Raw genomic sequence first — 13,946 nt, forward strand, 5'->3', positions numbered from 1 at the left:
CTGGGTGTGACGTCCCGGGACAGCGCGTCTAGAGCCGCTTCGCGCTGCGCAGGGTCGTCGCGTAGTAGCCGTTGCCGTCGAGGCGCGAGGTGCCGCCCTTGTCGCCGATGGTCGGGCCGTTGGCCTCCTCCCGGCTGGAGATGAAGATCTTGTGGCCGTCGGTGTCCGTGCCCAGGTAGATGCCCGTGTGGTCGATGCGGTCCCCGGTGCGCGCGTCGAGCTTGAAGAAGAGCAGGTCGCCCGGCTGGATGACGTCGATGTTCGCGGGCCGGTCCTGCGCGCCGACGCCCTTGAGGGGGAGGATTTCGGCGCCCAGGGTGGCGCGGGCCATGCCGTTCGCGGTCCGCGGCAGACCGGAGCCGGACGTGTCACCGGACAGGAGCGGGTATCGGGCCCGGTATCCGAAGACGGTGCGGACGAAGCCGGAGCAGTCCATCGACCGGTACCGGGCGGTCTGGGGCTGCTTCTTGGTGCCGTCGCGGAAGGTGTACGGCGTGCCGAGGTAGTCGTAGAAGTCCGACTGCTCCAGGCGCAGGTCGTTGCCGGCCGAGCCGTTGGGGTTGAGCGGACCGAAGGAGGCGTCACCCGCGTACGAGGTGCCCTGCGCGTCCTTCTTCACCGGGGCCTGGTCGCCGTACTGGAAGGCCATCGCGAAGATGTCGTCCTCCTGGCTGCCGAAGTACTTCTTGAACCACTCCTTGAACCACGACTCGTTCTCCGCGCCCGCCTTCCACGGCTCCGGCATGAGGCGTACCCAGTTCTCGGTCACGACCCGGGCCGTGGTGTTGGCCGGCTCGGTGAAGGTGCGGCTGGGCCCGGTGAGGGTGGCCGTGCGGGCGCCGTCGGTGAAGGTGGCCAGTACCTGCCCGGTGCCGTCGCGCACCACCGACCGGTCGGGGCTGGAGAGCCGTTCCCACTTCTGGGCACCGGCCTCGCCCGAGCCGGCGACGTGTCCGTCGACGACCTGGACGGCGGGTGCCTTGGCCTGCTCCTGCGCGCGGAGCGTGTAGGTGAGGTAGCCGCTGCCCGCGAGCAGGGCGATCAGGGTCGCCGCGTGCAGTGCGGAACGTGCGCGGCTCTTCGACTTGGCGGTCATGCGGGGGCTCCGGAGCGGTTGGGGAGGGGCACGGCGCGGGCGCGGTGGTGGACGGCCTGGGGCTAGGCGGCCGGCATGACGCCGAGCAGGATGCCGGCGGTCAGCACGACGTACGTCATGAGCGTGGTGCTGCCGGTGGCGAGCAGGGTGGCCCCCTTCGGCTGGCGGACCAGCTGGTAGCCGATCAGGCCGGGCACGATGAAGCCGAGGGTCTGGTTCGCGTAGAGGAGGGGGAACTCCATCTGGAGCACGATCACCACGGTGGCCTGGAGCAGGACGCCGAGCAGTACGACGGCCGCGAACAGCCGCTTGCCGTAGAGGATCACGAAGCGCTGCACGACCAGCGTGAGCGCGTACGTGGCGACGGTCACGCCGACCACGAGGGCGGCCCGCTGGAGGTCCTCCAGGAGGGTCAGCGCGAGCCAGCCCGGGGTGATCATTCCGCCGGGGGAGAGGTTGGTGGTGAGGTAGCAGACGAGCGAGAACAGCAGACCCAGGGCTATGCCGATCGCGGCGATCTCGGGGGTGAGGACGGCGGGGATCAACGGGGTTCTCCTGGGGTGTGCCGTTGCCCCTGCGGGGGGCTCGGGTGGATCTGCGGCCGCGGCTGCGGCCAGGCCGGTATGGGCGTGGTGGCGCGGATGCCGTGCGCGTCGGAGGTGGGGTCCTGCGCGTACGGGCCCTGCGCGTACGGGCCCTGCGCGTACGGGCCCTGCGTGTACGGGCCCTGCGTGTGCGGGACCTGGGCGTACGGGTCGGCGCCGTACGGAAGCTGCGCGTACGGGTCCTGGCTGTACGCGGTGTCCGCGTACAGGGGGAAGGGCTGGGCGGTCCGGACCGCCGGGTCGTCGGCCTCCCGCACGGGGCCGCCGTCCTCGGAGCAGACCGCCTCGGAGTCGGCCGCCTCGTCCGCCGGCAGCTCGGCGAGGTGCTCCAGCAGCACCTCGCCCTGCCCGTGGATGTTGCCGATGGCGACGAGCGAGGAGCTGGGACCGAGGTGCCCCAGCAGCTCCTGCATGAACTCCTCGCCGTCGCGGTGGTCGCCGCCGAGGTCGACGGCGCGGTCGCGCCACTCGGCCGGGATCGCGTCGATGGCGCTCTTGGCGGGGTGGCCGATCACGAAGACCTTGTCCGGCCGCAGTTCGGGGATGATCGCGCCCATCTGGCCGTTGCGCTCGACCCGGTCGGGCCGGCAGTTGATCACCACGCTCAGGGGGCGGTCCACCGCACCCAGGTCCAGCAGCTGGTTGATGTTCATCAGCGTCGACTCGGGGTCGTTCGCCGCGAAGACGTTGGCGAAGCGCAGCCGCTTCCCGCCGGGGGCCAGATACCGCTCGACCGAGAGCACGCCCGGGTCCGGCGGGGCCTCGTACATCCCGCGCAGGGCGGTCTCCCGGTCGACGCCGAGCAGCTCGGCGACCAGCAGCGCGATGGCGACGTTCTCCTTGAAGGTGAACCAGCTGAAGCCGCGCAGCTCCTCGTCGCTGACGGTGTCGGGGTCGGCGTAGAGCAGCCGGCAGTCGCGGGCGTCGGCCTCCTCCTGGAGGACGTCGAAGCGCTCTTTCTCGGCGGTGACGCAGATCCCGCCGTGCGGCATCGACCGGGACAGGGAGCGCGCGATGTCGTCGAGGGTCGGGCCCATCTCCGCGACGTGGTCCTCGCGGACGTTGCACAGGACGCCGATGGTCGACTGGATCAGCTTGGACTGGTTGATCTCCTGGAGCGCGGGCATGACCGCCATGCACTCCATGACGAGCGCGTCGGGGCGGTAGGCGGAGGCGCGCCGCACGATGCCGATCTGCTCCACGACGTTGGCGATGCCGAACTTGCGGTAGACCGGCTCCTCGGTCGCGTCGGGGTGGATGAACCGGGCTGCGGTGCCGGTGGTCTTGGCGACGGTGGTCAGACCGCCGCCGCGCAGCGCCCCCGCGCACAGCCGGGTGATGGAGCTCTTGCCGCGGATGCCGTTGACCAGCACCCGGTTCGGGATGCGGTGCAGGCTGGCGAAGTGCCGCCGCTGTTCCACGATGCCCGCGACGAGCATGATCGCGCAGCAGGCGAGCAGCACGCAGTAGAGGAAGAGCACGGGGGATCAGTTCCTTCCGGCCGGTGCGGACGCTCGCCCGCCGGCCTGCTTGCGCTGCTGCTGGAGCTGCTGGCGGATGATCTCCAGGCTCCGCGTCACGGCGCCCACCTCGTCGTGGTGGCGCGGGTACAGGACGGTGCGGCGGTCGCCGTCGGCGAGCGCCTCGGCGCGCCGGGCGAGCTCGCGCAGCGGGGCGATCACGATGATCTGGAGCCAGCCCAGGCAGGCCGCGCCGACCGCGAAGCCGAGCAGGCCGGCGAGCACGGTCCGGTTCTGCAGGCTGTACTCGTGGATGGCCAGGCCCTTGGCGGACTGCCAGCTGACCACGGTCCAGTCCAGGGGCTTGGCGGCGCCGCCGCCCACGAACGGCGCGGCTGCCGCGATGACGTGGTCGCCGCCGCTGCGGTACAGGACGCTGCCGGGCCGCGGGGCCATGCCGACCTTGAGGGCGGAGCCCTCGACGAGGGCGTCGAGCCGCTCGTCGCCGAGCTCCTCGAAGGCGCGGTAGCCGTTGTTGGAGGCGATGACCCGGTGCTGGGAGTCGACCACCCGGATCTCTCCCAGGCCCGGCCGTTTGAGCAGCGAGTTGAGGAAGTCGATGCGCAACTCGCCGACGACCGCCGAGCCGCTGTCGCCCGGGAGCTGGGCGGTCGCGACGACGACCGGCTTCTTGCCCTCGTGGAGGGAGATCGGCTCCTTGCGGGGGCCCTTGGCGCCGGCGGCCTGCGGTGCGCCGCCGGCCTGGGCGAGGACCTTGCCGCCGGCGTCGAGCACGTAGAGGGAGTCGTAGCGCAGGTGTTCCCGGGCCGTGCGTTCCAGGACGGTGGTCATGTGCTGCGGGGTCGTGTCGTCGCCCATCAGCGAGGCGACGGACTGCAGGTCGGCCTGGCCCTCGTTGAGGGCGCGCCGGATCCGGTCGTTGAGGGTGTCGGTGCGCTCCCGCTGGTCGTTGACCAGCTGTTGCGGTACGACGACGTCCGCGCCGGCCCGGTTGACCAGCAGGCCCAGCGGCACGCACCAGGCCAGGAGCAGGACCCCGCACAGGGCGAGGAGGGTGCGGGCGCCCGTACGGCGCTTCCGCCTGCCGGAGGGGTCGGGCGGCCGGGGCGCGTCCTGGTCCGCCAGCTGGCCGCGCAACCGCTCCAGGGCGGTCCCGATCCGGGCCGCCTCGCTCCCGCGGGGGACGGACACCGGGCGGGTCAGGTCCCCGCGGGTCAGTCGCCGGCTCTCCAGGAACAGGGTGATCAGCGGCCGCTGCACGGTGCCGACGAGCAGAGCGACGACCAGGGCGCCGACCAGCAGCAGGGCGCCGGCCAGGAGCAGTCCGGCGAAGGCGTCGGAGGTGCGGGCCGGGTTCTGGGCGACGTTGACCATGGCGACGACGGTCAGCTCCAGGCTGGTGGCGCTGGTGCCGACGCCCGGTTCGGGTCCGGCGAGGCGGGCGTAGCCCGCGGCGGCGCGTTCACCGCCCCACTCGCCTCCCGTCAGGCTGCCGCTGACGCCGGGGAAGCCGCCGGAGCCGGGCTCCTTCGTGGTCAGGGGGTTGGCCTTGGTCCGCTTCGCCGCGGTCTTGGCGAAGGAGCGCAGCTGCTTGGTGTCGCGTTTGACGTCGGCGCGCTGGAGGTCGGTGAGGACCATCTCGGGCTCGGGGATGCCGTCGCTGCTGAGCACCGTGCCGTCGGAGCCGACGACGGCGATGGCACGGAAGTTGCCGAGGCTGATGCCTGGGAAGCGCAGGCTGCTGGAGGCGACCAGCAGCTGTTGCGGCTGGTCCTTGAAGGACAGCAGGGAAAGGGTGAGCAGCCGGGTCTCGCCGTTGGACAGTTTGACCATGCGGGGGGCCAGGCCGCCCTCGCCGGTGAGCCGGGTGCGGTCGATCGCGGTCAGGGGGAGGTTCTCGCCGCGGGCGGCCAGCAGCCGGCCCGAGCTGATCTCGACGACCGCGGTGCCGCGCCACTTCTGGTAGACGCTGCCGATCTTGTCGAGCACGGCGTCCGGGGGGACGGGCTTCCCGGTGGAGAACAGGGACGCGGCCCGGTCGAGGTCGGTGACGCTCTCGTCCAGCGAGGCGCGCAGTGCGACGGCGCCGTCCTCCGCGAAGTGCTGCTGGGAGGTGAGCACCGCGGCGGGCAGCCGGCCCTCGCGGACGCTGCCCAGGGTCACCGCGGTGAACCCCGCCAGGGCGAGCAGCAGCACCGACAGCACGGTGATCGGCGGCCTGATGCCGCCGAGCAGCGACATGTCGGCCCTGCGCCCGGCCTTGTGCCGCCGCTTGCTGCGGGGTGCGGCCACGGCTGGTTGTCCTTCCTGGGACGGCTTGGAGAGCGGGGAGGTCGTTTCTTCGCCTGCTGGTGTACGGAGCGGGGTCACCCGGGCAGCCCCCGCAGGGGGCGCAGCCCGTCCTTGCCGGCGCCGCGGTTGAGCATGGTGCCCTGGGTGCGCTCGAAGGCCAGGCGGTAGCGGGCGCGCTGTTCCGGCAGCAGGCCGCTGTCCTTGCCGAGGGCCTCCACGACGTCGACCAGGCGGTGGTCGCGCACCGGCTGCGCGTCCCCGCCGGGCAGCTCCGATCCCGGGGTGCCCTCGGGGTCCGGCGGGATGTCGGTGAAGGTGGGCACGAAGCGGGCCTGTACGTCCCACGAGCCGTTCTTCTCGCTGAACTCGAACCAGCCGATGGCGCCCTCCTCGGTCAGCCCGCTGGGCACGTCGTGGCGGGCGAGCTGGTTGCCGAGCCCGTAGGCGACCCACGTGCCGTCGACCTTCTCCATCGGCTGCACGACGTGGGCGTGGTGGCCGATGACCAGGTTGATCCCGGTCTCCTTGGCGATCTTGCGGGCCAGTGCCAGTTGCGGGTTGCTCGGGTTCGGCTGGTGTTCGCGGCCCCAGTGGATGGACAGGATCACGACCTCGGCGCCGGCCGCGCGGGCCTTCTTCTCGGCCGCGGCGATGGCCTTGAAGCTGGTCAGGTTGGCCAGCCAGGGCTTGTCCTTGGGGACCTCGCGGCCGTTGAAGCCGAAGGCGAAGGAGATCTGGCCGACCTTGACGCCCTTGACGTCCAGGATCAGGGGTGTGTCGTGTTCCTCCCGGCTGCGGGCGGATCCGGTGTGCTTGAGGCCCTCGTGGTCCAACGTGTCCAGGGTGCGGAACACGCCGTCCGGCCCGTGGTCGAGGGTGTGGTTCGAGGCCGTCGAGCAGGTGTCGTAGCCGACGTTCTTGATCGCCTTGGCGATCTGCGGGGGGACGAGGAAGTCGGGGTAGGTCTGGAAGGGGCCGTTCGGCTTTCCCAGGACCGGCTCCATGTGGCAGATGCCGAGGTCGGCCTTGCTGATGACCGGTTTGACCCCCGCCATGATCCGGTCGAAGTCGTACCCCGTCTGTCCGGCGGCCCTGGCATCCCGGGCGGCTTGGTCGGTCAGCTGCGGGTGGATGAGGATGTCGCCCGCGGCGGCGACGGTGAAGGAGCGGCCCGCGCCCTTTGCACCGGCGCCCGCCGCGTCGCCCGACGGCCCCTGGTTCTCCTGTGGGCCGCCGAGGAGGCCGCACCCCGCGAGCGAGAGGCTCAGCGGGAGGACGAGGAGCGCCGCGCGGGTCAGGGCGGGGGCCGGACGGGGAGAGGCGATTTTCACTCGGCTATTTTCAGCCAGTGAAAACTGTGAAGTTCACACAGGGCGTGGCGATTGGTGTGATCATGTGCGGCGTGATTGCGGCGCTGGTGGCTTACGTCGTTTTTGATCCAACTAATTCGGTCGAAAAGGGAACCGCCGCCTCCCCGCCGCCTGTGGCGGAGGACATAGATCTGCTGAGTCGCGTTACCGACTTCGCCGGGGAGTTCGGGGTGACGGGCGGTTACCGCGCGCCTACGCAGACCGAGAAGACGATCATTGTCGAGGGTGTTTCCGGCCTTTTTGACGGGAATATCGACTTGGCGCGTCAGCGGTTGGCCGAGGTGGACTACAGGATCGACACCTTCACCGACACGGCCGGCGGACGCCGCTTCGCGGAGGTCTCCGACGCGGCGGGCCGGTCCGGATCCGCCAACCGCGGCTGGGGCCGCGTCTACGTCGACCTCGGCGCGCCTCCCCGCTGGTCGGTACAGGTCCCCCACCCCGTCGCCGACCAGGGGACCGAGCGGCTCGGGGCCCGCGTCCTGCGCGGCGCGCCCGGCGGGGTCATGGTCATGGCGGGGGCCCACCGTACAGCGGGTGTGACGGGCCCGGGCGCGCCGGAAACGGAAGGGACGGGCGACGAGGCGGACGGCGGGGACGAGGGGAACCCGGCCGACATGGCGCACCGCACCGACTCGGTCTTCCACGCCGTGGTCGCCGAGCTCACCCGGCGCGGCCTGCCGGGCATCCAGCTGCACGGCTTCGCCGACGACTCCGTACCCGGCAGCGACTCCGTCGTCTCCACCGGCGCGGGGAGCCGGGGGGTTCAGGACGCCGAACGGCTCGCCGACAAGCTGGCCGGCCAGGACGTCGCGGTGTGCCGGGCGTGGTCCGCCCCGTGCAAGCTGTCGGGCCGGACCAATGAGCAGGGCCGGCTCGCCGCCCGGCACGGGACCCGCTTCCTGCACGTGGAACTGAGCCGGACCGTCCGCTCCGGCTCCCGTCGGCTGGACGAGACCGCCCAGGCGATCACGTACGTCACCACGAGGTGGTCGCGGGGCACTCGCTAGTGCCGTGGCCCGGTGAACCTTGGCGGTCACAGCACGAGGAGCGGCGAGGGGGCCGGGATCCCGTTCGCGCGGGATCCCGGCCCCCTCGGCCGACGGCGTGCGGCTACTGCGTGACCTCGTCGTGGCCCGCGTGCAGACCGCCGCCACCGCCGCTGCCGCCGGGGGTCGGCGTCGAGACGACCGGCTTCGACAGCGGGGCGAGGTCGTGGGCGTAGTGGCCGACCGCGTCCGCGATGACGTCGACGTTGATGTCGAGCGCCTTCTGGTCGATGTTGGTGATGTCGTCACCCTTGCCGTGGTAGTTCACGTCGTAGGCGACACCGGCCTGGCCACCGAACTTCGCGGCCTCCTCGGGCGTCTTGATGCCCTCGGCGCCGGTGAAGGTGCCGCCGGAGGGGATGCCCACCTCGATGAACGGGCCGTAGTCCGAACGGCCGGAGAAGTCGGTGCCCGCGTGCGGGATCTTCTTCGAGTCGAGGAAGTCGGTGATCCCCTTCTCCAGCTGCGCGGAGCCCTCCGGGCCGGGGCCCGCGCCGACGCCGTCCGAGTCGTCGCCGTCGTAGACGAAGTACGCGGCGTTCGGCGAGGCGATCATGTCGAAGTTCAGGTAGAGCTTGATCTGCTTCTTCTGCGCGTCCGTCAGACCGCCGACGTACGCCTCGGAACCGAGCAGGCCGAACTCCTCCGCCGACCACCAGGCGAACTTGACCTTGTTCTTGACCTTCTTCTGCTCGCTCGCGAGCCGCTGGGCGACCTGGAGGATGCCGGCCGAGCCGGAACCGTTGTCGTTGATGCCCGGGCCGGCCGCGACCGAGTCCAGGTGCGCACCGAGGAAGACGGTGTTGTTCTCGTCGCCGCCCTTGGTCTCGGCGATGACGTTGAAGGTCTTGCGGTTCTCGCGCAGCTCGCGGATGTCGAGGGTCAGCTCGACCGGTCCGGCGGCGGCCTCGGCGGCCAGCTTCTCGCCGTCCTCCTGGGTGATGCCGCCGGTGGGGACCTTGCCCGCGGCCGGGTCGCCTATGGTGCCGTTCAGGGCGCCCGCGGTGTTGTTGTAGATGACCGCACCGACCGCGCCGGCCGCCGCGGCGTTCTGCTGCTTGGCCGCGAAGGTGCAGCCGCCGCGCTTGATCAGGGCGATCCTGCCGGTGAAGGCGCCGGCGGCGAAGTCGCCGGGCTCGCAGCCGTTGGTCCCGTCCGCGTCGACCGGGGTGACGGCGACCGGGGCCGTGACACCGCCCTCCGGGGAGTTCGCCGTGTAGGTCATCAGGTGGATCGGGACGTCGCGCCCGTTCGCGCCGTTGACCGACAGCTTCTCCTCGATCGTCTCGACGAAGACGAAGTCGAACTCGTTGCGGGTGACCGTGTAGCCGGCCGCCTTCATCACGGCTTCGACGTACTTGGCCGACTGCTCGTGGCCCTTGGAACCGGCCGCGCGGTTGCCGTTGTTGTAGTCGGCGATCGACTGCAGGACCTTGAGGTGGTTGAAGGCTCCCTTGCCGGTCGCGTCCTTGACCAGCTTCCGGGCCAGCGCGTCCGCCCTGGCGGCGTCGCTCTGCGGGCTCCCGGTGGCACCGGCCGGTCCGGCGAGCAGCAGGGGCGAGACGAGGGCCGCGGCGGCCAGGGCGGCGGTTGCTGCGGCTATACGGCGTGAGGGCATGAAGGTCCTTCCACGACTGGGCGAGCAGGGCAGGGCGGAGCTGGGCACGACCGTCGGAACGGGGTTGATCCGGGCGCGACGGGCGGAACAGGGCACAGCACGGCGGAACGCGACGGACCGGACGTGCGGACGCGGTGCGCGTTACGTGGGCGAACAGTGAGCGCACGTTAGACAGCAAGTGGCCATCATGGCCAGAGTTTTCGCTGATTTCGGTTTATGAATTCCGTATATCGGTGACTCTGGGCCGGTCAAATCCGGCCAACTACCTGCCGGTTGGCGCTACCGGAGGATGCCCTCGATGAAGTCGGAGCCGATCCGGGCGACCGTGCCCAGATCCAACTGGTGCTGGGCATAACGGCCCTGCCTCCGCGTATGCATCAGACCGGCCCTTTTCAGGACGGCCAGGTGCCGCGACACCTCCGGCGCGGTGATCCCGTGCACGTTCGCCAGTTCGCTCGTCGTGTACGGGGCCCGGGCCAGACTCCGGCACAGCATCATCCGCATCGGGTGCGCCAGGGCCTCCATCCGCAGCCGGAGCAGCTCCACCGAGCCCGGCCCGGAAGCCGGCTCGGGGGTGCCGAGCGGATAGTGGACCACCGGCCGCCAGTCCGGTGCGTGCAGCACCAGCAGATGCGGCCAGCCGAAGTTGGTCGGCACGAAGACGAGGCCGCTGCCTATTCGGGGATCGGTCGCCGTGGCCGTCCCGTGGACCATCTTGTCGGCCGTGATGGTGGTGAGGCCCTCGTCGACGCTCAGGGCCGTCGAGACGTCCTTCAGCGCGGCCGCCAGGCCCTTGCGGCGCAGCAGCTCGGCCTTGTGCCGGGCGTCGGCGCTCTGCCCGGGCTCCAGGCGCTCCCACGTCTGCGCGAAGAACGCCGCGTCGCAGTCCTCCAGGAGCCGCCGGAGCCACACCCGCACGGCCGCGGTGTCGTCCAGCAGCCGCACGGAGAACTCCAGCTGCCGCGGCCCGCGGGCGGCGGCGAGCTCCAGCGCCCTGGCCCGGGCCACCGGGTCCTTCAGCGGCGAGGGCCCGCCGCCCTCGTTGTAGAGCGCCAGCCGGCAGTGCTCCAGCGCTGCCCCCACGAACCGCTCGTCGTCCAGCCGGTCGAGTACGTCGAGCTCCTCGGCCAGCGTCGCCGCCGGCAGCCCGGCCTCCCCGGGGATCCCGGCGAAGGGCATGAAGATGTCGGAGAAGGAGCTGCGCCACAGGAACTCGGCCTCCAGCAGACGGTCCGCGAGACACGGATCGAGCGAGGCGGAGGTGGCGGTGGTCCAGGAGGTGAGCCGCGGGTGGTGGGCCGGCTGCGAGAGCGCGTGCAGGGCCATGCAGAGCTCCGCGAGCGGGGAGGGCGCGAAGACGATCCGCTCCGCGGGGAGCCCGGCGATGTCGATGGTGACGCTCATCGGGCCATTCTGTCCGTCCCCGCACGTCGGGGGCGGCCGGCCCGGCCACTCCGCGCCTCCGTACGAGTGGCCGCGCGGGCCCCGGCGCGGCCTCCGTACGAGTGATCGTCACCGCCCGGGGCGGCAACCGGCCGGGACGGTTGACGCGGAACGTCAACCGTCGTGCGCGACGGGGCCGACGGGGTGAGGGTGGATGCATGACAGCGATCGAGCAGTACCTCATGGACACCTACCGCGCGTCCCAGCACGGGGACCCCATGCCCCCGCCGCCCGGACGCGACGACGTGGCCGTCGTCCGCGCGGCCCGCTCCTACCAGCAGTTCCAGGCCGTCGTGGACGGCGGCGAGGCCCGCCACCCCTGGAGAGCAGCCCTGCGCCGCATGCTGACCCGCCCGCACCCGTGCTGAGCCGTACCCGGGAGTGACCGGTGGCTGCCGGACGGTGGCTGCCGACCAGTGGCAGACGTCCGCCCTTGCCCGGCCCCGGCTCAGCCCTGTCGCCCCTGAGGGGCAGCCCGGACCGCCTGGAGGAAGGCCGCCCACGCGGCTGGGGAGACGGTGAGGTGGTCCTTGCCGGGGTCGGCGCTGCGGGCCACCTTCACGGCCGCGTCCGGGGCGGTCGTCGCGACGTGCACACAGGCTTCGCCGGTGCCGCAGTAGGACGACTTCTGCCAGGTGAGCACGGACATTGAGGTCTTCCCTTCACAGGGTGCGCAGGATGCTGTGGATGAACTCGCTGCTCTTCTCGCGGCTGAGGGCCATGGCCTCCATGCGGCCGAGGAGGAGCCGGTATCCGTCCAGCCGAGCCTCGGCGTCCACCAATGCCGGACCGTGTGACTGGTCGAGGTGGACCGTGTCGAGCTGCGGCACAGGACCGTGGGCGTAATAGATCGACTGGCCGGCGCCGGGGAACGATCCCGCGTCGAAGGGGATCACCAGGATGCGGACTTGGCTCCGTTGCCCCATCTCCATGAGGTGGGCGAGCTGCCCCTTGACGACGGCGCGTCCGCCGAACTGCATCCGCAGGGCCGCTTCGTGAATGATCGCGGTATAGGGGATGGGACTGCTCCGGTAGAGCACGTCCTGCCGCTTGATCCGGTGGGAAACCCGGTGCTCGACCTCGGGAGGGGTCAGCTCTGGAACCACCTGTCGGAAGACCTCCCGCGCATGGTCCGCGGTCTGCAAGAGGCCTGGGACATGAGCGGTGTAGGCGGCGCGCAGCGCCAACGCGTGGTGTTCAAGCTCGGCCAAGTCGAGGAGGCTGGGCGGAAGGACCTCACGGTACTGGTCCCACCAGCCGTTCGTGCGGTCGGCGGCCATCGCGGCGAGCGCGTCCACCAGTTGCGGGTCACAGACCGAGTACACGCGCGCCATTGCACGGACGCGGTCAGGGCTCACTCCGAACCGGGCCGTCTCCACATTGCTCAGCTGACCCGAACTGGTGCCGATCGCAGCCGCGGCCTCGGCAGCGGTCATACCGGCTCGCTCGCGGAGTTTGCGCAGTTCAGCGGCGAGCCGGGCGCGACGGGCCGTTGCTACGGGGCGGGCGACCATGTTCACTCCTCACTCACACGAGGGAATCAAGGGATCGAAGACCTTGGATTCGCGCAAAGAATCTTTGGCGGCCTCTAGTCTGGGACGCAGGCCACCCCGCCCGGAAGTACCCCGCTCGACGGAGCGGCACGGTCACCGGGCAGCAAGCGCAATGCGACCAACACCCCTCCGTGATCGGAGACTTCCATGCCTGCCACCGTATCTCCGTCGTGGGCCTACAGCCTGCAACTCCCGCAAGATCCCCGCGCCCCCGGCCTCGCCCGCCAGACCCTGCGTTCCGTGCTCCGGACGCACGCGATGAGCGCACTCGTGGAGACGGCGGAGCTGTTGGCCGGTGAGCTGCTGGCCAACGCCTACCTCTACTCCGACGGTCCGTACACGCTCCGGCTCCGTGCCATGGGGTCCACCCGGCTGCGGGTCAGCGTCTGGGACAGCAATCCGCACATCCCGCCGCCCTTCGGAGCGGACTCACCCGTCGCGACACCGCAGTCGGGCGCCGAGCGGGGCCGCGGGCTGTTCCTCGTACGGGCGTACGCCGCCAACTGGGGCGGCTATCCGCTCGGCGGGACGGGGTCGTACGGGGACGCCGCGGGAAAGCTGCTGTGGGTCGAAGTCCGCGCCTGACCGGGAGGGCGGCCGTGTCCGCGGCCCCCCTCCCGGCGGCGTCACTCGAAGTTCGGCGCGTTGCGCTGGTACACCAGCCGCAGCCCGATCAGCGTCAGCCACGGCTCGTGGTCGTCGATCACCGACGACTCGCCCAGCACCATCGGGGCCAGACCACCGGTCGCGATGACCCGGACGTCGTCCGGATCGCCGTTCGGCCCGGCCAGCTCCTTGGCCATCCGGGCCACGACCCCGTCGACCTGACCCGCGAAACCGTAGATCACGCCCGACTGCATCGCCTCGACCGTGGACTTGCCGATCACGTGGCGCGGCCGGGCCAGCTCGATCTTGCGCAGCTGGGCTCCCCGTACGCCGAGCGCCTCCATCGAGATCTCGATCCCCGGGGAGATCACCCCGCCCACGTACTCGCCCTTCGCGGACACCGCGTCGAAGGTGGTCGCCGTACCGAAGTCGACCACGATCGCCGGACCGCCGTAGAGCTCGACCGCCGCGACCGCGTTGATGATGCGGTCCGCGCCGACCTCCTTCGGGTTGTCCATCAGGATCGGCACGCCCGTCTTGATGCCCGGCTCCACCAGCACCGCCGGCACGTCACCGTAGTAGCGTCGGGTGACCTCGCGCAGCTCGTGCAGGACCGACGGCACCGTCGAACAGATCGCGATGCCGTGGATCCCGTCGCCGAGCTCGCTGCCGAGCATCGGGTGCATGCCCATCAGGCCCTGCATCAGCACGGCCATCTCGTCCGCCGTGCGCCGCGGGTCGGTCGAGATGCGCCAGTGCTCGACGATCTCGTCACCGTCGAACAGGCCCAGGACCGTCTGGGTGTTGCCTACGTCGATGGTGAGGAGCACCGG

Annotated in this window: 13 protein-coding genes; 3 read left to right on the top strand and 10 right to left on the bottom strand. The window is 71.2% G+C overall.

Going from position 1 to position 13,946, the window contains the following annotated elements; all coding sequences use genetic code 11:
• Window positions 1-28: 28 nt before the first annotated feature.
• From IH80_RS0118420 to IH80_RS0118440, 5 genes are all read right to left on the bottom strand, one after another.
• Entirely contained in the window at window positions 29-1,096 is a 1,068-nt protein-coding gene (locus tag IH80_RS0118420) for a C40 family peptidase (protein ID WP_030961750.1), read from the bottom strand.
• Window positions 1,097-1,158: 62 nt separating this feature from the next.
• Window positions 1,159-1,641, bottom strand: coding sequence for a poly-gamma-glutamate biosynthesis protein PgsC/CapC (locus IH80_RS0118425; protein WP_030028214.1), 483 nt, complete (start codon window positions 1,639-1,641; stop codon window positions 1,159-1,161).
• A complete protein-coding gene (gene pgsB / locus IH80_RS0118430) occupies window positions 1,638-3,182 on the bottom strand; it encodes a poly-gamma-glutamate synthase PgsB (protein ID WP_030961752.1) in 1,545 nt (514 codons plus the stop codon). Before pgsB ends, IH80_RS0118425 begins: the two co-directional genes overlap by 4 nt.
• Window positions 3,183-3,188: 6 nt before the next feature.
• The gene (locus IH80_RS0118435; RefSeq protein WP_037880395.1) at window positions 3,189-5,423 is read right to left on the bottom strand and encodes a cache and HAMP domain-containing protein; all 2,235 of its coding nucleotides are present in this window, start codon (window positions 5,421-5,423) and stop codon (window positions 3,189-3,191) included.
• A 125-nt stretch (window positions 5,424-5,548) separates the two neighbouring features.
• The gene (locus IH80_RS0118440) at window positions 5,549-6,799 is read right to left on the bottom strand and encodes a CapA family protein (RefSeq protein ID WP_234432286.1); all 1,251 of its coding nucleotides are present in this window, start codon (window positions 6,797-6,799) and stop codon (window positions 5,549-5,551) included.
• A gap of 302 nt (window positions 6,800-7,101) precedes the next feature.
• Between IH80_RS0118440 and IH80_RS0118445 the strand changes: the two genes are divergently transcribed.
• The gene (locus IH80_RS0118445) at window positions 7,102-7,854 is read left to right on the top strand and encodes a hypothetical protein (RefSeq protein WP_158943509.1); all 753 of its coding nucleotides are present in this window, start codon (window positions 7,102-7,104) and stop codon (window positions 7,852-7,854) included.
• Between the two features lie 103 nt (window positions 7,855-7,957).
• Here the strand turns inward: IH80_RS0118445 and IH80_RS0118450 are convergent, their stop codons facing one another.
• Both IH80_RS0118450 and IH80_RS0118455 read right to left on the bottom strand, forming a co-directional pair.
• Window positions 7,958-9,511, bottom strand: coding sequence for a M28 family metallopeptidase (locus tag IH80_RS0118450; RefSeq protein ID WP_030961758.1), 1,554 nt, complete (start codon window positions 9,509-9,511; stop codon window positions 7,958-7,960).
• A 279-nt stretch (window positions 9,512-9,790) separates the two neighbouring features.
• Complete coding sequence (locus IH80_RS0118455; RefSeq protein ID WP_030961760.1) at window positions 9,791-10,915, bottom strand: DUF5937 family protein; 1,125 nt, start codon at window positions 10,913-10,915, stop codon at window positions 9,791-9,793.
• Window positions 10,916-11,112: 197 nt separating this feature from the next.
• Between IH80_RS0118455 and IH80_RS0118460 the strand changes: the two genes are divergently transcribed.
• Entirely contained in the window at window positions 11,113-11,322 is a 210-nt protein-coding gene (locus tag IH80_RS0118460; RefSeq protein ID WP_030961761.1) for a hypothetical protein, read from the top strand.
• An 80-nt stretch (window positions 11,323-11,402) separates the two neighbouring features.
• On the opposite strand, the gene IH80_RS0118465 is transcribed toward IH80_RS0118460, so the two are convergent.
• Both IH80_RS0118465 and IH80_RS0118470 read right to left on the bottom strand, forming a co-directional pair.
• Entirely contained in the window at window positions 11,403-11,603 is a 201-nt protein-coding gene (locus tag IH80_RS0118465; protein ID WP_030961762.1) for a DUF397 domain-containing protein, read from the bottom strand.
• A 13-nt stretch (window positions 11,604-11,616) separates the two neighbouring features.
• Entirely contained in the window at window positions 11,617-12,468 is an 852-nt protein-coding gene (locus IH80_RS0118470; protein ID WP_030961763.1) for a helix-turn-helix domain-containing protein, read from the bottom strand.
• Window positions 12,469-12,654: 186 nt separating this feature from the next.
• On the opposite strand from IH80_RS0118470, the gene IH80_RS0118475 reads away from it, so the two are divergent.
• Window positions 12,655-13,092, top strand: coding sequence for an ATP-binding protein (locus tag IH80_RS0118475; RefSeq protein WP_030961765.1), 438 nt, complete (start codon window positions 12,655-12,657; stop codon window positions 13,090-13,092).
• 41 nt (window positions 13,093-13,133) lie between these two features.
• On the opposite strand, the gene IH80_RS0118480 is transcribed toward IH80_RS0118475, so the two are convergent.
• Window positions 13,134-13,943, bottom strand: coding sequence for a type III pantothenate kinase (locus IH80_RS0118480; RefSeq protein ID WP_030961766.1), 810 nt, complete (start codon window positions 13,941-13,943; stop codon window positions 13,134-13,136).
• Window positions 13,944-13,946 lie beyond the last annotated feature (3 nt).

This window comes from Streptomyces sp. NRRL S-378, from assembly GCF_000720645.1.
Taxonomy (GTDB): Bacteria; Actinomycetota; Actinomycetes; order Streptomycetales; family Streptomycetaceae; genus Streptomyces.